The organism is Streptomyces hesseae (assembly GCF_031845785.1).
GTDB classification, from domain to species: domain Bacteria; phylum Actinomycetota; class Actinomycetes; order Streptomycetales; family Streptomycetaceae; genus Streptomyces; species Streptomyces hesseae.
In genome coordinates this window covers 166,973-184,577 of sequence record NZ_JAVRFI010000012.1, presented here as the reverse complement: position 1 = coordinate 184,577, position 17,605 = coordinate 166,973, and the positions used below count along the sequence as shown (strand labels likewise).

18 protein-coding genes are annotated in these 17,605 nt (G+C 71.3%); 4 read left to right on the top strand and 14 right to left on the bottom strand.

Annotated features, from left to right (window positions below; all coding sequences use genetic code 11):
* The first annotated feature begins 132 nt into the window (after positions 1-132).
* The 3 genes from RM609_RS19930 (at position 133) to RM609_RS19920 (ending at position 2,707) form a co-directional block, all read left to right on the top strand.
* Positions 133-1,038 (top strand): 5'-3' exonuclease, encoded by a 906-nt coding sequence (locus RM609_RS19930; RefSeq protein WP_311612728.1) that lies wholly within the window; start codon positions 133-135, stop codon positions 1,036-1,038.
* A 71-nt stretch (positions 1,039-1,109) separates the two neighbouring features.
* Complete coding sequence (locus RM609_RS19925; protein ID WP_311612678.1) at positions 1,110-1,970, top strand: siderophore-interacting protein; 861 nt, start codon at positions 1,110-1,112, stop codon at positions 1,968-1,970.
* Positions 1,971-2,008: 38 nt separating this feature from the next.
* Positions 2,009-2,707, top strand: a complete 699-nt coding sequence (locus RM609_RS19920) for a hypothetical protein (protein ID WP_311612677.1) — start codon at positions 2,009-2,011, stop codon at positions 2,705-2,707.
* A gap of 21 nt (positions 2,708-2,728) precedes the next feature.
* Here RM609_RS19920 and RM609_RS19915 read toward each other — a convergent pair whose 3' ends face one another.
* The 13 genes from RM609_RS19915 to RM609_RS19855 form a co-directional block, all read right to left on the bottom strand.
* Positions 2,729-3,103, bottom strand: coding sequence for a hypothetical protein (locus RM609_RS19915; protein ID WP_311612676.1), 375 nt, complete (start codon positions 3,101-3,103; stop codon positions 2,729-2,731).
* A gap of 155 nt (positions 3,104-3,258) precedes the next feature.
* A complete protein-coding gene (locus RM609_RS19910) occupies positions 3,259-6,084 on the bottom strand; it encodes a DEAD/DEAH box helicase (RefSeq protein ID WP_311612674.1) in 2,826 nt (941 codons plus the stop codon).
* 44 nt (positions 6,085-6,128) lie between these two features.
* Positions 6,129-7,022: a diacylglycerol kinase gene (locus RM609_RS19905; RefSeq protein ID WP_311612672.1), complete on the bottom strand. Its 894-nt coding sequence runs from the start codon at positions 7,020-7,022 to the stop codon at positions 6,129-6,131.
* A gap of 90 nt (positions 7,023-7,112) precedes the next feature.
* Positions 7,113-8,030, bottom strand: a complete 918-nt coding sequence (tatC, locus tag RM609_RS19900) for a twin-arginine translocase subunit TatC (protein WP_311612670.1) — start codon at positions 8,028-8,030, stop codon at positions 7,113-7,115.
* A gap of 62 nt (positions 8,031-8,092) precedes the next feature.
* Entirely contained in the window at positions 8,093-8,374 is a 282-nt protein-coding gene (gene tatA / locus RM609_RS19895) for a Sec-independent protein translocase subunit TatA (RefSeq protein ID WP_311612669.1), read from the bottom strand.
* 248 nt (positions 8,375-8,622) lie between these two features.
* Complete coding sequence (locus RM609_RS19890) at positions 8,623-8,829, bottom strand: hypothetical protein (RefSeq protein ID WP_311612668.1); 207 nt, start codon at positions 8,827-8,829, stop codon at positions 8,623-8,625.
* A gap of 81 nt (positions 8,830-8,910) precedes the next feature.
* Complete coding sequence (locus RM609_RS19885; protein ID WP_311612727.1) at positions 8,911-9,153, bottom strand: hypothetical protein; 243 nt, start codon at positions 9,151-9,153, stop codon at positions 8,911-8,913.
* Between the two features lie 67 nt (positions 9,154-9,220).
* Positions 9,221-10,183: a helix-turn-helix transcriptional regulator gene (locus RM609_RS19880; RefSeq protein WP_311612667.1), complete on the bottom strand. Its 963-nt coding sequence runs from the start codon at positions 10,181-10,183 to the stop codon at positions 9,221-9,223.
* Between the two features lie 21 nt (positions 10,184-10,204).
* Positions 10,205-11,194, bottom strand: a complete 990-nt coding sequence (locus RM609_RS19875) for a helix-turn-helix transcriptional regulator (RefSeq protein WP_311612665.1) — start codon at positions 11,192-11,194, stop codon at positions 10,205-10,207.
* A gap of 116 nt (positions 11,195-11,310) precedes the next feature.
* Positions 11,311-11,679 (bottom strand): FKBP-type peptidyl-prolyl cis-trans isomerase, encoded by a 369-nt coding sequence (locus RM609_RS19870; RefSeq protein WP_311612663.1) that lies wholly within the window; start codon positions 11,677-11,679, stop codon positions 11,311-11,313.
* Between the two features lie 63 nt (positions 11,680-11,742).
* A complete protein-coding gene (locus RM609_RS19865) occupies positions 11,743-12,723 on the bottom strand; it encodes an FKBP-type peptidyl-prolyl cis-trans isomerase (RefSeq protein WP_311612662.1) in 981 nt (326 codons plus the stop codon).
* Between the two features lie 147 nt (positions 12,724-12,870).
* Positions 12,871-14,232, bottom strand: a complete 1,362-nt coding sequence (gene pafA / locus RM609_RS19860) for a Pup--protein ligase (protein ID WP_126913428.1) — start codon at positions 14,230-14,232, stop codon at positions 12,871-12,873.
* A 9-nt stretch (positions 14,233-14,241) separates the two neighbouring features.
* Entirely contained in the window at positions 14,242-15,480 is a 1,239-nt protein-coding gene (locus tag RM609_RS19855) for an MFS transporter (RefSeq protein ID WP_438828485.1), read from the bottom strand.
* Between the two features lie 276 nt (positions 15,481-15,756).
* On the opposite strand from RM609_RS19855, the gene RM609_RS19850 reads away from it, so the two are divergent.
* The gene (locus RM609_RS19850) at positions 15,757-16,746 is read left to right on the top strand and encodes a LacI family DNA-binding transcriptional regulator (RefSeq protein WP_311612726.1); all 990 of its coding nucleotides are present in this window, start codon (positions 15,757-15,759) and stop codon (positions 16,744-16,746) included.
* 67 nt (positions 16,747-16,813) lie between these two features.
* On the opposite strand, the gene prcA is transcribed toward RM609_RS19850, so the two are convergent.
* Entirely contained in the window at positions 16,814-17,575 is a 762-nt protein-coding gene (gene prcA / locus RM609_RS19845) for a proteasome subunit alpha (protein WP_311612659.1), read from the bottom strand.
* Positions 17,576-17,605: the final 30 nt, after the last annotated feature.

Below are 17,605 nucleotides of genomic sequence, written 5' to 3'. Positions count from 1 at the left end.
GGCGCAAACGGAACAGTGATCCGGTTCACACGCGGGCGGGGTGCGGTCACCGCGTGGGCGCGGTGGGTGAGGGTGCGTGAAGGGGTGGCTGTCAGTGGGGTGCGGCATGATCGAGCCGTGACGCGACGCCTGATGCTCCTCGACACCGCCTCCCTCTACTTCCGCGCCTATTTCGGGGTGCCGGAGTCGGTGAAGGCCCCGGACGGCACGCCCGTGAACGCGGTGCGCGGCCTGCTGGACTTCATCGCCCGCCTGGTCCAGGACCATGAGCCCGACGATCTGGTCGCCTGCATGGACTTCGACTGGCGCCCGCAGTGGCGCGTCGACCTCATCCCGACCTACAAGGCGCACCGGGTGGCGGAGGAGGTCGAGGGCGGCCCGGACGAGGAGGAGACGCCCGACACGCTCTCCCCGCAGGTGCCCGTGATCGAGAGCGTGCTGGACGCGATCGGCATCGCCCGTGTCGGCGCCGTCGGCTACGAGGCCGACGACGTGATCGGCACGCTGGCGGGCCGCGCGGCGGGCCCGGTGGACATCGTCACCGGCGACCGCGACCTCTTCCAGCTCGTCGACGACGCGCGTGGCGTGCGCGTGCTGTATCCGGTCAAGGGCATGGGCTCGCTCCAGGCCGTGGACGAGGCCGCGCTCCGCGAGAAGTACGGGGTGGACGGCCCCGGCTACGCGGACCTGGCCCTGCTGCGCGGCGACCCCAGCGACGGGCTGCCGGGCGTACCGGGCATCGGCGAGAAGACGGCGGCGAAGCTGCTGGCCTCCTTCGGCGACCTGGCCGGGATCCTGGCGGCGGTCGAGGACCCGGCGGCGAAGATCAGCCCGGCGCAGCGCAAGCGGCTGGCCGAGGCGGGGCCGTATCTGGCGGTGGCGCCGAAGGTGGTCCGGGTGGCCGGGGACGTGCCGCTGGCCTCCTTCGACGCGGCGCTGCCGAGGGAGCCCCGGGACCCCGAGGTGCTGGAGGCGCTGGCGGAGCGCTGGGGGCTGGGCGGCTCGTTGCAGCGGCTGCTGAGCACTCTGGGCGGATGAACTGTTAGGTTGGACAGGCTTAGGTTAGGCAGACCTAACTTTTCACGATCTGGGGATCAGGGGAGACAGCCATGGCAGACCGTCCCGTCCGCAAAGCGCCTCGGCTCACCCGCGCGCACGTGCTGCGCACGGAGCGGCTGACGCCGCACATGGTGCGTGTGGTCCTGGGTGGCGAGGAGCTCGCGGAGTTCGGCGCCGGGGAGTGCACGGACCACTATGTGAAGCTGCTCTTCCCCGTCGAGGGCGTGGCCTACCCCGAGCCCTTCGACATGGAGGTCATCCGCCGGGACCTGCCGCGCGACCAGTGGCCCCGGACCCGTACGTACACCGTGCGCTCCTTCGACCGGGCCGCACGGGAGCTGGTGATCGACTTCGTGGTGCACGGAGACGAGGGCCTGGCCGGCCCCTGGGCCGCGACGGCGGAGCCGGGCGCGGAGATCCGTATGCTCGGCCCCGGCGGCGCCTACGCCCCGGACCCCGCCGCCGACTGGCATCTGCTGGCCGGTGACGAGAGCGCGCTGCCCGCCATCGCCGCCTCCCTGGAGCGGATGCCGGAGGGCGCGGTCGTCCACGCGTTCATCGAGGTCCCGGGCGAGGACGACAAGCAGAAGCTGGAGCTGCCGGACGGCGTCGAGGTCACCTGGCTGACGCGCGACGGCGCCCCGGTCGGCCGGGCCCTGGTCGAGGCCGTGCGGTCGCTCGCGTTCCCGGCGGGGGACGCCCATGTCTTCGTCCACGGCGAGGCGGGCTTCGTCAAGGAGCTGCGCCGCCATCTGCGCGTGGAGCGCGAGGTGCCGCGCGAGCGGCTGTCGATCTCCGGCTACTGGCGCCGGGGTCACGACGAGGACGGCTGGCAGGCCGCGAAGCGCGAGTGGAACCAGCAGGTCGAGGCCGAGCAGGAGGGCGGCGGGGCGGCCGGGGCCGCGGCCTGAGCCCTTCTCCGACCGTACGTCACGGATATCCTCCCCGCATGAAACGTGCCCGGACAGCCCTGGCGTCGCTCACGCCCCTCGCCGCGGCGGCCCTCGTCCTGACGGCCGCCGCGCCGGGTTCCGCGCTTCCCCCGGATTCTCCTGATTCCGCGAATTCCTCGGATTCCGAGTCGTCCATAGCCGCCGCCGGGCCCACCCAGCGTGGCCGCGAGGTGGTCTTCACAGTCACCACCGGCCAGACCACGCTGGACGCCCACGAGGGCTATCTCACGGTCGAGTCACCCGCCTTCGTCAAGAAGCTGACCCTCAAGGAGAAGCGCTTCCGGGAGGGCAAGAACGGCCGGTTGTACACCAGGGTCGCGGGCATGGTCCCCTGCGACCTCGCCCCGGGCACCTACCCCGTCGACCTCAAGGACGGCGGCGAGGAGGAGCCGGCCGAGTCCGTCGAACTGACCGTCGTCCCCGAAATGGACCCGGGCAACCGCGAGTTCTGCGACGGGCCGAGGGGCTACGACGAGATCGTCGACCGGACGAGCGAGACGGCGCCGGACGAGGACGACGAAGGCACCGAGGGCGTCTCCCTCGGCGAACTCGCCGCCGTCATCGCCGGCACGGCGACCCTTGCCGCCGTCCTGGCCTCGACGGCGACCTACCTGCTGACCCGGAAGCGGAACGAAAAGCGGAACCGCCGCGACGAGGGCGGGCAGGAGCCCGAGCCGGAGGACGCGGCGCGTTAGAGGGCGCGTCAGGGGGCCGTCTCAGGGGCGGGTGCAGATGGCCTGGGCGTACACGTCCACGGTCCGTGAGCCGACGTTCTGCCCGTATGCCACCCAGGCCCCGGGGCCGCTCTGGTAGGACGAGCTGAGCCGTAGGGCGTACGGGTCGCTCGCGTACCCACCGCCACCGGTGACGACTTCACCGGCGGGACAATCGACGATGCCGCCGAACGTTCCGTTCGGGCCGACATGGAGAACGTCGCCGTTGACGGGATGAGGAGCGACGGCGACCGCGGCGGCCCTGCCCGCCGCGTCGGACGGCGCGGCGACGAGCACCGAAGCGCCCCCGGCGACGAGGCCCACGAGCCCGGCGCCGATCGCGAGGGCGATGCCCCGGCTCAGCGGTGTTCTCTTCATGCGCGCACCTTCCCGAACAGCGGATTCCGGTCTCCCGGTGCGTTCAGGCTGTCCATCGCAGGGCACACGCAATCCAGGGCGGCGTAAGCGCGGCGCGGCACGCGCGGTCCCGGGCCGCCGGGATCAGCCGTGGCCGATCCCGGCGGGTGGTGGCCTCACCCCACCGACGAGTACGCCACAACCCCACGCAGCAGCCCCTCGACCGCCTTGCGGGCGTTGCGGGTGACCGGGCTGCCCGCCGGGGCGGCTGCCGCGATCTGGCCCAGGACGTCGATGAGCTGCTTCGTCCAGCGGACGAAGTCGCCCGCGGGCATCTCGATCTCCCGCAGCACCTCGTCCAGGCCACTGCCGGAGGCCCACTGGTAGGCGGGCCAGGCGAAGCCGAGGTCGGGTTCGCGCTGGCCGACGCCCTCCGTCTGGTTGATCTTGTGCTGTTCCTCCAGGGCGTCGAGGCGGCCCCAGATGCGGACCATCTCGCCGAGGGCGTTCTTCGCGGGCCCGGTGGGCAGCTTCGGCGGGGCGGCGTCGTCCGCGAGGCGGGCCTCGTAGACCAGGGCGGAGGCGCAGGCGGCCAGTTCGGCGGGCTTGAGACCGTCCCAGACGCCTTCGCGGAGGCACTCGGAGGCGAGCAGGTCGAGCTCGCCGTAGAGGCGGGCGAGGCGGCGGCCGTCCTCGGTGACCTCGTCGCCGTGGAGGTAGTCGAGGTCGGTCAGGAGGGCGCAGATGCGGTCGAAGGTGCGGGCGATGGTGTTCGTCCGGCCCTCGATGCGCCGCTCCAGCTGGCGGGTGTCGCGCAGCAGGCGGTGGTAGCGCTCGGCCCAGCGGGCGTGGTCCTCGCGGTCGGAGCAGCCGTGGCAGGGGTGGGAGCGGATGGCGGCGCGCAGCTCGGAGATCTCGCGGTCGTCCGCGGCGGGGGCCCGGCCCTTGCGGTGGCGGTCGGGGACTATGTGCCCGGCCTTGGTGCGCAGCGCGGAGGCGAGGTCGCGGCGGGACTGGGGGCTGCGCGGGTTGAAGGAGCGGGGGATGCGCATCCGCTCCAGCGGCTCGACGGGCACCGGGAAGTCGATCGCGGCGAGCCGCTTGACCTGCCGCTCGGCGGTGAGGACGAGCGGGCGGGGGCCGTCCTGGTGGTCGAAGCCGCGGTGGCGGTCGGAGCGGCCGGGCGGCAGGCCCGGGTCGAGGACCAGGGCCAGGCCGGCGAACTTGCCGGTGGGGACGTGGATGACGTCGCCGGGCTTGAGCCGCTCCAGGGCGGCCGCGGCGGCGGCCCGGCGCTGGGTGGCTCCCTGCTTGGCCAGCTCGGTCTCACGGTCCTTCAGCTCGCGGCGCAGCCGCGCGTACTCCTCGAAGTCGCCGAGGTGGCAGTCGATGGCCTCGCGGTAGCCGGCGAGGCCCTCCTCGTTCTTCTGGACCTGACGGGAGATGCCGACGACGGACTTGTCCGCCTGGAACTGGGCGAAGGAGGTCTCCAGCAGCTCGCGGGAGCGGTGCCGGCCGAACTGCGAGACCAGGTTGACCGCCATGTTGTACGACGGCTTGAAGCTGGAGCGCAGCGGGTACGTGCGGGTGCCGGCCAGGCCGGCGAGGGCGGCGGGGTCCATGCCGCGCTGCCACAGGACCACGGCGTGGCCCTCGACGTCGATGCCGCGGCGGCCGGCACGGCCGGTGAGCTGGGTGTACTCGCCGGGGGTGATGTCGGCGTGCTGCTCGCCGTTCCACTTGACCAGCTTCTCCAGCACGACCGAGCGGGCGGGCATGTTGATGCCGAGCGCCAGGGTCTCGGTGGCGAAGACGGCCTTGACGTAGCCCTTGACGAAGAGCTCCTCGACGACCTCCTTGAAGGTCGGCAGCATGCCCGCGTGGTGGGCGGCGATGCCGCGCTCGAGGCCTTCGAGCCAGTCGAAGTAGCCCAGGACGTGGAGGTCCTCGTCGGGGATGGCGGCGGTGCGCTCCTCGACGATGGCGCGGACCTCGGCGCGCGCCTCGTCGTCGTTGAGCCGCAGGCCTGCGTAGAGGCACTGCTGGACGGCGGCCTCGCAGCCGGCGCGGCTGAAGATGAAGGTGATGGCGGGCAGCAGGCCCTCGGCGTCGAGCCGCTCGATGACCTCGGGGCGGCCGGGGGTCCAGATGCGGCTGCGCTGGCGGCGCTCGCGCTCGCGGTCGGCCTCGCGGATCATCTTGCCGCGGCGGCGCTCGCGCGGGTTGTAGACGCGACTGTTCTCCATGCGGGCCATGCGCAGCAGGTCGGGGTTGACCTCGCGGCGGGCGGCGCCGCGGCCGCCGTGGTCGGTCTCCTCCTCGAAGAGGTCGTACATCCGGCGGCCGGCGAGCACGTGCTGCCAGAGCGGGACGGGGCGCTCCTCGGAGACGATCACTTCGGTGTCGCCGCGGACGGTGTCCAGCCAGTCGCCGAACTCCTCGGCGTTGGAGACGGTGGCCGAGAGGGAGACCAGGGTCACGGACTCGGGGAGGTGGATGATCACCTCTTCCCAGACGGCGCCGCGGAAGCGGTCGGAGAGGTAGTGCACCTCGTCCATGACCACATGGCCGAGGCCGATCAGCTCCTGGGAGCCGGCGTAGAGCATGTTGCGCAGGACCTCGGTGGTCATCACGACCACGGGGGCGGTGGCGTTGACGCTGTTGTCGCCGGTGAGCAGGCCGACCTTGTCGGCGCCGTAGCGCTTGACGAGATCGCCGTACTTCTGGTTGGAGAGCGCCTTGATGGGCGTGGTGTAGAAGCATTTGCGGCCCTGGGTGAGAGCCAGGTGGACGGCGAACTCGCCCACGATGGTCTTTCCGGAGCCGGTCGGCGCGGCGACCAGCACCCCCTTGCCCGCCTCCAGGGCCTTGCAGGCCTCTATCTGGAAGGGGTCCAGCTCGAATTCGTACATCTCGCGGAAGGGGGCGAGCGCGGTGGCCTGCTCGGCGGTGCGCTGCCGTGCCAGGGCGTAGCGCTCAGCAGGGGACATGTCGTCGGTCATCTTGTCTACGAGCCTACCGGGGACCTCGGACAGTCACCTGATCTTTATCGAGCTCCCAGGAGCCGTACCGCCGCCGGGACGGTCTCGGCCGTCAGCGGCAGCGCTCCCAGGGGTTCCCCGTCGGCGTAGCCGGTGATCCCGTCCGCCTCGATGGTCACGGTGGTGGCGCGGTGGGTGGTGACGGCGGGGTGGGTGAGGTGGGTGCCCCGGTAGACCCGGGGGAAGACGCGCAGCAGGGTCGTGCGGCGGCAGGGGCCGACGACGGTGACGTCGAAGAGGCCGTCGTCGAGCCGGGCGTCCGCGCAGATACGCATGCCGCCGCCGTAGGAGCGGCCGTTGCCGACGGCGACGAGCGTGGCCTCGATGTGCTGCTCGGGGCCGTCGTCGAGGCGCAGCCGGTACGGGATGGGGCGCAGTGCGGCGAGCTCGGCGAGGAGGGCGGCGTCGTAGCGGAGCCGTCCGGTGGGGAAGCGCATCCGGTTGCCGCGGTCGTTGACGCGTGAGTCGAAGCCGGAGGCGAGGACGGTGCCGAACCAGGTGTCGCCGACCCGGCCGAGGTCGACGGGGCGGCCGCCGTCGCCCTTGAGCGAGCGGGCCGCGATCGCGGCGGCCGCGGCGGGGTCGCGGACGGGCAGGCCGGCGGTGCGGGCGAAGTCGTTGCCGGTGCCGGCGGCGATCACGCCGAGCGGGGTGGGGGTGCCGGCGACGGCGCGCAGGGCGAGCGAGACCATGCCGTCGCCGCCGACGGCGATCAGCGCTCCGGTGCCTCCGGCGACGGCCTCGCGGGCGCGGCGCAGCGCGTCGGGGGCGTCGTGGCCGAGGACGGTACGGACGGAGAAACCGGCGGCGCGCAGGACCGCCGCCGCGGGCCGCACGGCGCGGGAGCCGCGGCCGCGACCCGCGGCGGGGTTGACGAATAACGTGATGTCGCTGGTCACCCGGGGACCGTACCGGGTGACCGGCGGTCATGAACACGGCAGGGCGGCCGCTCGGTGAGCGGCCGCCCCGGACCCGGATCGCCTAAAGGATCACGTCACGTCGTCGTAGCCGCGCTGGTGCCGGTCCTGCTCGGGCAGGCTCGGCATGGGCTCGGAGTCGCCGACCGACTGGGGGGTGAGGTCCAGCGGGGACGCCTCGTCGTCGTCGAGGAGCCGGTCGGGGTTGCGGCGTTCCCGGCGCTTGTCGTTGAGGATCGAGAATCCGACGGCGCCGAAGTACAGGATGCTGATTGGCACGGCCAGGACGCACATGCCGAACGGGTCGGTGCTCGGGGTGGCCACCGCGCCGAAGACGAAGGTGCCCATGACGACGCCGCGCCACCACTTGGCCATGGTCCTGCCGGAGACCAGGCCGACCAGGTTCATCATCACCAGGATCAGCGGCAGCTCGAAGGCGAGGCCGAAGACGAGGATCATCCGGACGCTGAAGTCCAGGATGTCGTCCAGCGCGAGGGTGTTGGCCGCCGAGTCCGGTGTGATGCTCAGCAGGACCTGCATGCTGGTGGGCATGATCCAGTAGGCCAGGTAGGCGCCCGCCAGGAAGAGCGGTGCGGCCGTCGCCACGAAGGCGATCGTGTACTTCTTCTCGTTCTTGTGCAGCCCCGGGGCGAGGAACGCCCACAGCTGGTAGAGCCAGATCGGCGAGGAGAAGGTGACGCCGACCAGGAGGCAGACCTTGACGATGGTGGTGAACGGCGACGTCAGATTGCTGAACACCAGAACGGCGCAGTTGCCGCCGTGGCTCTTGGCCAGATCGCGGTCGGGGCACGTGGGAACAGGACTGGACAGGAAGTCCATGATCTGTTTGTTGTAGAACGCCGCGACGACGGCCACCACGACGATGGCCAGCACGGCTTTTGCCAGCCGGTTGCGCAGCTCGCGCAGGTGCTCCGCGAGCGGCATCCGCCCCTCGGGGTCCTTCTCCTTCTTGCGGGCAGACTTGAGCAACCCACGTCCCTATCTCGTGCGGCAGACGGTCGCCGACGGCGGCCGTCTCAGTCTGTCCTGGATCAGCGCTGCTGGGTCGTACGGTCGGTCGGCTCGGTGACCGGGCGGGAGGTCACATCGCCGGGGGCGGCCTTGATCGTACGGGGGGCCTCGCCGGCGGGCGGGTCGGCGGGGGCGGCGGCGGTGTCCGTGCTCTCCGCCTTCATCGCCTTGGCCTCGCTCTTGAGGATGCGGGCCGACTTGCCGAGAGAACGCGCCATGTCGGGAAGCTTCTTCGCACCGAAGAGGAGGACGATGACGACAAGCAGAAGAATGAGCTCAGGCGCTCCGAGCCGTCCGAACATATGCGTTTACCTTCTCACCGAAGCGGGATATTGGCGGGACCGGCCGACCGATCGGACATATGTCCATCAGCCGTACGGCAGCGATCGTAACGCGCAGGGGTAAACGCTCGGCAATCCCCGGGCATACGTCCGGTCCCTCGCGACCCTCCGCCTCGTCCACAGGGCCACCCGGACCAGACTACCGCCCGCCCCGTTACCGGGAGGAGGGTCAGACCCCGGTCCGTGTCCGGCCCCCGGACGGTCCCGGCTCAGTCCTTCCGCAGCGCCTGGGCGCTCTGCGCGGCGAGGGGGGCGGCGGCCCGCTCCAGGTCCTCGGCCGCCCGGGTGACGCGCCGGGACGCCTCCGACACCTGCCGGGCGAGCCGTCCGGTCTCCACGAACACCCGTGCGGCGAGCACCGCGAGCACGGCGAGACCGCAGAAACCGAGGGCGATGGCGAGCATGGGCCAGAACATGGGGCGAAGCCTAACGAGGGAAGTGCGAAACAACGGGAATGGCCGGAAAGAGCCGCTTGACGTCCTACGCGGTGAGGCGTCCTACGCGGTGATGTGGAGCCGCAGGGTGCGGACCCCGCCGCCAGTGAGCAGCTCGACGATCCGCTCCCCCGCCGGCTTACGGACCGCGGAGCCGCAGTCGGGGCAGGTGAAGGAGTAGAAGGTGGTGCGGTCGCTGGCGCCGATCGCCAGCCGCAGCGCCCCGGCGGCCAGCTCGAAGCTGGCCCGGCAGTCGGGGCACGCGGCCTTGAAGACCGCGTCGACCGCGACCCCCACGTCCGTCACCGGCCCGGCCTCTTCCGGTCGTGGTTCTCCTGCCACCGTCGGCCTCTCCCTCACTCTCCGTACGTCCTCACTCTCCGTACGCCGCGAGCGTCTCGCGGGCCGCCTCCCGGGCACTGTCGGTCAGCGCCGCCGGCGAGACGATCCGCCCGTCCCGGCCGAGCCGCAGCGCCAGCCTCCGCAGCGAGGCGGGGTCGGGAGTGCGCAGTGTGATCCGCAGGCCGCCCTCGGGCAGCTCCTCGGCACTGTCGTGGGGGTAGTACTCGGCGACCCAGCGGCCGCCCGGGCCCACCTCGACGACGACCTCGGGGTCCTCGGCGGCGGGCTGGACCAGCCCCTCGGACAGGTCCCGCAGCTCCACCGGCGGCGGGTCCGAGGCCTCGTCCAGCAGCCGGATCTCGGCCACCCGGTCCAGCCGGAAGGTGCGCCGGGCCTCGGAGTGCCGGCACCACGCCTCCATATAGGTGTGGCCCACGGCGAACAGCCGGATGGGGTCGACCTCGCGCTCGGTCAGCTCGTCGCGCGCGGGCGAGTAGTAGCGCAGCCAGACCCGGCGGCGCTCGGAGATGGCCCGGTCGATCTCGGCGAAGACCCCGCCCTCGGACTCGAAGGTCACCGAGAGCCGGGAGCTGGCGCCCGCCGCCTCACCGGCCGCGCCCTCGATCTTCGCGGTGGCGCGGACCAGCGCCTGCCGGTCGCTCTCGCGCAGCCCGGGCAGGGTCGCCACGGCGCGCGCGGCGACCAGCAGGGCGGTGGCCTCGTCGGCGGCCAGCCGCAGCGGCTCACCGGTGGAGGTGCCCGAGGCGTCGGGGTTGTGCCACCAGATGCGGTCGCCGTCGGTGTCGATGTCCAGCAGGTCACCGCCCCGGAAGCTGGTGCCGCACATGGGCAGCACGTCCAGGTCGCCGATCAGCTCGTCCTCGGTGATGCCGAAGGCGCGGGCCACATCGGCGACCCGGGCGCCTGGGCGCTCCCGTAGATAGGTGACCAGCGACAGCATGCGCCGGGTCTGGTCAATGGCGTTTCCGGCCATCAGAAGTCGGTCCCGTTCCTCTCAGCCCTTGGCCACGGCACGCAGCCGCTCGATCACATCGGCCCGCAGCTCGGCGGGTTCCAGCACCAGGACGTCGGCGCCGAACTCCACCAGCCAGGCGTCCAGACCATGGCCGTAGGGGATCTCCAGCTCGTCCCAGCCGTCGCCCAGATCACGGGTGGCGACCGCCCGGGAGCGCAGCGGATAGCCATGACCGGCGCGCACCTTGATCCGGGCCGTACCGGTGGCCGTCTCGCCCGCCCAGCTCTCGACGGTCGTGCGCACCGTGACGTGGTCGGGCACGGGCCCGGTGAAGGCCAGCGCCTGGGATCGGACCTTCCCGGTGATCCGGGAGAGCCGGAAGACCCGCTCGGCGTCGCGGTCGCGGTCCCAGCCGGCCAGGTACCAGTGGCCGCGCCAGCACTCCAGCGCCCAGGGCTCGACCTTGCGCTGCTCGGGACGGGCGGCGTTGGCCTTGCGGTAGTCGAAGACGACGACGCGGCGGTCCCGGGCGGCGAGCATCAGCGGCTCGAAGGCCGCCTCGTGCACGGGGATGCGCGTCTCCAGGGCGCTCTGCCCCTCGTACAGGTCCTCCGCCATCGGCATCCCGGCGGCGCGCAGCTTCTGGAGCGCGCCACTGGCGGCACCGGCGAGCCGGGCCTGCTGCCAGACCTTGGCGGCGAGCCCGAGGGCGGCCGCCTCCTCGACATCGAGGGTGATCGGGGGGAGACGGTTGCTGTCGCGGCGGGCGAGATAACCGATCTCGCCGTCGACACCCTCGACGGTCTCGATGATCAGGCCGAGCTCGCGCAGGTCTTCCTTGTCCCGCTCGAACATCCGGTTGAAGGCGTCGTCCTTCGGGGATTCACCGCCATCGGAGGCACCGCTCGAAGCCGAAGCCTCGATATACGCCTCGATCGAACCCCGCAACTCCCCCTTGGTCAGCGGCCGACGTGTGCCCAGCAGGCACAGCGCCAGACTCATCAGCCGCTCGGCCTTGGCAATCGCCATCGACGCCCTCTCTACTTGTGCTCTCAACCGTTGACCGTACCGCTCACGGGTCGAACGACAAAAGCCGAGGGCCCGTGCCAGGCGGCACGGGCCCTCGGCCTTCGTTCGCTTAAGTCTCAGACGCCCATCAGGTCGCAAACGAAGATCAGCGTCTCGCCCGGGGCGATCGGGCCGATGCCCCGCTTGCCGTAGGCGAGGTGCGCGGGGATGGTCAGCCGGCGGCGGCCGCCGACCTTCATGCCCTCGACACCCTTGTCCCAGCCCTGGATGACCTGGCCGGCGCCGAGCTTGAACTCCAGCGGCGTGCCACGGTTCCAGCTCGCGTCGAACTCCTCGCCGGTGGAGAAGGCGACGCCCACGTAGTGGACCTTCACGAAGTCGCCGGCCTTGGCGACCGCCCCGTCACCCTCCCAGATGTCGACGATCTCGAGGTCGGCCGGCGGCTGGCCCTCCGGGAAGTCGATCTCGGGCTTCTCGATGTTCACGAAAGTTCTCCTACGAAAGATGCTGTGGACAACCGTGCAATTCTGGCAGACCGCCGCCGCGGCTCAGACCTTGCCCACGATGTCGACGACGAAGACCAGCGTGTTCTTGTCCAGGCCGCTCTGCGCCTGGCCCTCGTAGCCGAGCTTCGGCGGGATCACCAGCTCGACCCGGTCCCCCACGTGCTTGCCGACCAGGCCCTTGTCCCAGCCCTGGACGACCGAGCCCGTGCCGATCTGGAAGGCCGTGGCACCCGCGTGGTCCCAGGAGGAGTCGAACTTCTTGCCGTCCTCCCACTTCACACCGGTGTACTGGGCGATGAGGCCGTCCCCGGCCTTGATCTCCGGGCCGGTGCCCTTGATGAGCACCTGCTCCTTGAGATCGGCCGGCGCCTTGGTGTCCTTGGGGATGGTGATCTCGGCGGCCTTCTGGGAGACGTACTTGACCTCCGGCATGCCCTCCTCGGGCTTGGCCTGCTCGCCCTTGGCCTCGCTCTTGGCGTCGACCTTCTGGGCGCCGACGACATCGATGACCCACACCAGGCCGTCCTCGGGCTTGACGCCCGCCTGCGGGTTCAGCTGGTCGCCGATGAGCGCCTTGGCCGTGCCCTCGACCTCGATCCGGGAACCGGCCTTCTGACCGATCACGGCGTCGAGGACCTTCGCGGGCATCTCCTGGCTGGGCTGGCCCAGCTGCTGCACCAGCTGCCGGCGCGGGGCGCCCGGTGTGGCCCCCTCCTGCGGGGTCCAGGTGCCACCGAGCGGCTTGTTGTCCTTCATCGTCTGCCCGGCGAAGTCCAGGCGGACGAACGAACCCTTCTCCGCCTTGTCGCCCGACCCCTGCGTCAGGGTCTTGACGACGAGCTTGTCCGCCGGCTTGGCGTCCTTCGGCACGGAGATCTCGGGCTTCTCCCCGAACTTCCCCTTCACCGTCACCTTGGCGTCGGAAGACTTGCCGTCCCCGGACCCGCACGCCGCGGCGGTCAGCAGCAGGACGGGCACGGCCAACGCCGCGGCGAGGCGACGCGCGTTCTTCGTGTGGTTCATGAAGTCCAACTCGGGCTGTAGGGGTGGCTGGGCAGTGTGCGCCACTCTACGGCCTGTCTCCCGCCGATCAACCCCGTCCGACACGGATGTGCGCCGGGTCCGGCGGACCCGGCGCACATCCGTGCCCTTCACGCTCCCGAATCGCGCTCACATTCCCGCGATCAGCTTCTCCACCCGGTCGTCGACCGACCTGAAGGGGTCCTTGCACAACACCGTCCGCTGCGCCTGGTCGTTGAGCTTCAGATGGACCCAGTCGACGGTGAAATCCCGGCGCTGTTCCTGGGCGCGACGGATGAAATCGCCGCGCAGCCGGGCCCTGGTCGTCTGCGGGGGCACCGACTTACCCTCGAAAATCTTGATGTCATTGCACACCCGGGCCGCCTGGCCGCGCTTCTCCAGCAGGTAGTACAGCCCCCGGCGGCGGTGGATGTCGTGATAGGCCAGATCTATCTGGGCAATCCTGGGGTGGGACATGGTGATGTTGTTCTTGGCCCGGTACCGCTCGATGAGCTGGTACTTCATCACCCAGTCGATCTCCGTGGAGATCAGGTCCAGATTCTCGTCCCGGATGGCCTCCAGCGAACGGCCCCACAGCTCCAGGACCCGCTCGACCGTGCCCGTCCTGATGCCGCGGCGCTCGCAGAAGTCCACGGCCTTCTCGTAGTACTCCTGCTGGACCTCCAGGGCGGAGGCCTCCCGGCCGCTGGCCAGGCGCACCTTGCGTCTGCCGGTGATGTCGTGGCTGACCTCGCGGATGGCCCGGATGGGGTTCTCCAGGGTGAGGTCGCGCATGACCGTACCGGCCTCGATCATGCGCAGGACGAGGTCGGTGGCGCCGACCTTCAGCAGCATGGTCGTCTCGGACATATTGGAGTCGCCGACGATGACATGGAGCCTGCGGTAGCGCTCGGCGTCGGCGTGCGGCTCGTCCCGGGTGTTGATGATCGGGCGCGAGCGCGTGGTGGCGGAGCTGACGCCCTCCCAGATGTGCTCGGCCCGCTGGCTGACGCAGTAGACCGCGCCGCGAGGGGTCTGGAGGACCTTCCCCGCGCCACAGATCAACTGCCGGGTCACAAGGAAGGGGATGAGGATGTCCGCGAGACGCGAGAACTCCCCGTGCCGCGCGACGAGGTAGTTCTCGTGGCAGCCGTAGGAGTTCCCGGCGGAGTCGGTGTTGTTCTTGAAGAGGTAGACGTCGCCCGCGATTCCCTCCTCGTGCAGGCGGCGCTCGGCGTCGACCAGCAGACCTTCGAGAATGCGCTCCCCCGCCTTGTCGTGGGTGACCAGCTCGGTCACGCTGTCGCACTCCGGAGTGGCGTACTCCGGGTGCGATCCCACATCGAGGTAGAGACGGGCGCCATTGCGCAGGAAGACATTGCTGCTGCGGCCCCAGGAAACGACACGGCGGAAGAGGTACCGCGCCACTTCGTCAGGGGACAGCCGGCGCTGTCCTCTGAAAGTGCACGTGACGCCGTACTCGTTCTCCAGCCCGAAAATGCGGCGGTCCATGCCTGAACATTACGCCTGATGCCCTGCGCTGAAACCGGGTTCGACCGCACCGTTCCGATCATTTTCCGACCGGGCCACGACGGTGGACGGCTTCTCGGGGGCCCGCAGGGACGCCCGGAAGGCCACGATCACCAGCAGGGCCGCGACACCGCTGCCCACCGCGACGAGGAAACCGGCACGCGCACCGCCGGACTGGACCGCCGGCCCCACGAAGGCCGTACCGATCGCCGCGCCGACGCCGAAGGACGTCACCAGCCAGGAGAACGCCTCGGTCACCGTGCCCCGCGGCGCGTGCCGGTCCACGACCACGAAGGCGGTGGCCAGACAGGGCGCGAGGAACAGGCCCGCCACCCCGGCGAGAACCGTCATCGCCACCGCGCCCGGCACCAGCAGCAGCGGCACGTAGAACAGCGCCAGCCCGCCGACGAGCACCCGCAGACGCTGCTCCGGGGTGCCGGGCCACTGCCGGGCACCGTGGATGGAACCGCCGATCAGGGCGCCGACGCCCAGGGCCGACAGCAGCCAGCCGGCCACGTTGCCGCCACCGTTCGCGTCGCCGTAGGCGACCGCGGCGACGGCTATGGAGCCGAGCGCGGAACCTATACAGAAGAAAGTGCCCAGCAGCACCAGCAGCCCCCGGGAACGGAGCGCCCCCAGCCAGTGCGCCTCACGGGGCTCGCTGCGCCATGTGCGGGAGGGCGGCGAGGTGACGACCGCGAGGGCGCCGATGACGCCCATCAGGTGCAGGGCGTTCAGCGCGGCGGCCTCGGACCAGATCGCGACGATCCGGGTGACGATCAGCGGGCCGACCACGTAGATCAGCTCCTGCGCTATCGCGTCCAGGGAGTACGCGGCGTGGAGATCGTCCTCGTTCTTCAGAACCGAGGGCCACAGGGCCCGCAGCCCGCCCTCGAGCGGCGGCGCGAAGAAGCCGGCCACGATCATGGCCGCGTAGGACAGGGGCACCGGGTCCAGGCCGACGACGGTGAAGGCCGCCATGCCCAGCGCGGTCATCACGGCCGAGGGCAGGATGACGCGGGGCTGGCCGTAGAGGTCGACGGCCCGGCCGAGCAGCGGCTGACCGACGGCGTTCGCCACGCCGTATACCGCGGAGAGCGCTCCGGCGAGGGTATAGCTGCCGCCCTCGGCGCGAACGAAGAGGACGATCGCCAGCGCGGCCGTGGCGTTGGGGAGCCGCCCCACCAGGGTGCCGGTCAGCAGTCGCGCCGCGTGCCGTGTTCTGAGCATGTCGACATAACCGCCGCCCGCCGCCGCCATTGTCCGCCTCTCGTCCTTGACTGATCGTTTTTGACCGAGCGATCCCGGTTTTACGTATAACTAGAAGAGTTATACGTACCATGATCGGAGCTCGTGGGTCCAACCTGTGTGGTGACAGCGGCAGCGGAGAGGGGCGCGGCAGCGGTGACGGAGGTCGAGAGCGGGGAACGCCGGGGGCGCGGGAACGAACGGTGGCCGAACGTCCGGGGGCGGCACGCGGCGGCGGCACGCGCCACCAGCCGGGACGTGGCCCGGGCGGCGGGGGTGTCGCAGGCCACGGTCTCCCTGGTGATGGGCGAGAAATGGCGCGGGAGGGTCTCCGAGCGGACCGCCGAGGCGGTGCGCACGGCCGCCCGCGAGCTGGGCTACCGGCCCAATCTCACCGCCCGGAGCCTACGGCTCGGCCGCGCGCGGACGGCGCTGCTGGTCGTCCCGGCCCTGACCAACGAATTCTTCGCCCGTGTCTACACGGGGGCGGCCCGCGCCGCCGCCGAGCACGACATGGGCGTGGTCCTCTACCCCTCCCCGGAGGGCACCGGGCCGGCCCGCGACCCCTTCGCCTCCGCGCGCGCAACGCTGGACGGCGTGATCGCCTCCTCGATGGCGGCCGAGGCCCTGACCGACCTCCGCGAGGGCGGTCTGCCACTGGTGATGCTCGACAGCGACCCCGAACGGACGGACGCCCCGGCCACCGTCAACCTCGACATCGCCGACGGCATGCGGCAGGTGACGGAGCATCTGCTGGCCCTCGGCCACCGCCGCTTCGCCCACATCGCGGCCGACATCGACTCCTGGACCTTCCGGGTCCGGGCCCATGCCCTGGCGGAGGCCCTGCGCGGCACGGCCGGGACGGTGCTGCGGTCCGAGCCCGCCGCCCTCGACGTGGCGTCCGGCCGCCTGGCCGCCGAACGCGCCCTGACGGCCCCGGACCGGCCGGAGGCCCGGCCGACCGCCCTGATCTGCGACGGCGACGTACTGGCGGCGGGCGCCTGCAAGGCGGCGCGACGACTGGGACTGCGGGTGCCGGACGACGTCTCGGTGACCGGCTTCGACGACCTGCCGCTGGCGAGCGCGCTGGAACCGGAGCTCACGACGGTGCGGTTGCCGGCGGAGGCGGTGGGCGAGGCCGGGATGCGGGCGCTGGTGGCCGTCCTGGACGGCCGGGCAGCGGGGTCGGCGTCCCTGCCGGTGGAACTCGTCGCACGCGCGTCGACGACGACGACGGCCGCCCCGTGACCAGGGCTCTGCCCCGGACCCCGGGCCGGGGTCCGGGGCAGAGCCCTGGTGCGAGGGAGGGACCGGATCAGTCCTCGGTGGACTCGGTGGACTCGTCCTCGGCGGCGTCCGAGGACTCCGCCGCCCCCGACCCCTCCTCCAGCAGCCGCTGAAGCTGCCGCCCCAGCAACCGCTTGAACTTCCGCTGCTGCGGCCGCTTGCGGTCCAGGACCGCGACCTCCAGCTGCTCGGCCGTCAGCGTCCGCTCGCTCCCGTTCGTGTCACGGGCGAGCGACTCGACGGCGAGCTTGAGCGCCTCGCCCAGGGTCATCCCGTCCCGGTGCCGCTGGTCGAGATAGCTGCTGATCTGGTCCGCGTTGCCGCCGACCGCCACCGAGCCGTGCTCGTCGACGATCGAGCCGTCGTGCGGCAGCCGGTAGATCTGGTCGTCCTCGGGGGCGGCCCCCACCTCGGCGACGATCAGCTCCACCTCGTACGGCTTCTCGCCCGCGCTGGAGAAGATCGTGCCCAGCGTCTGCGCATACAGATTCGCCAGGCCGCGGGCCGTGACATCGTCACGGTCGTAGGTGTAGCCGCGCAGGTCGGCGTAGCGGACGCCGCCGATGCGCAGGTTCTCGAACTCGTTGTACTTGCCGACCGCCGCGAACGCGATCCGGTCGTAGATCTCGCTGACCTTGTGCAGCGCGCGGGACGGGTTCTCGGCGACGAAGACAACGCCATCGTTGTACTGGAGGACCACGACGCTGCGGCCGCGCGCGATGCCCTTGCGGGCGTACTCGGCGCGGTCGGCCATGGCCTGCTGGGGTGAGACATAGAACGGCGTCGACACCGCTATCCGTCCCTTTCTGTGGGTGACGAG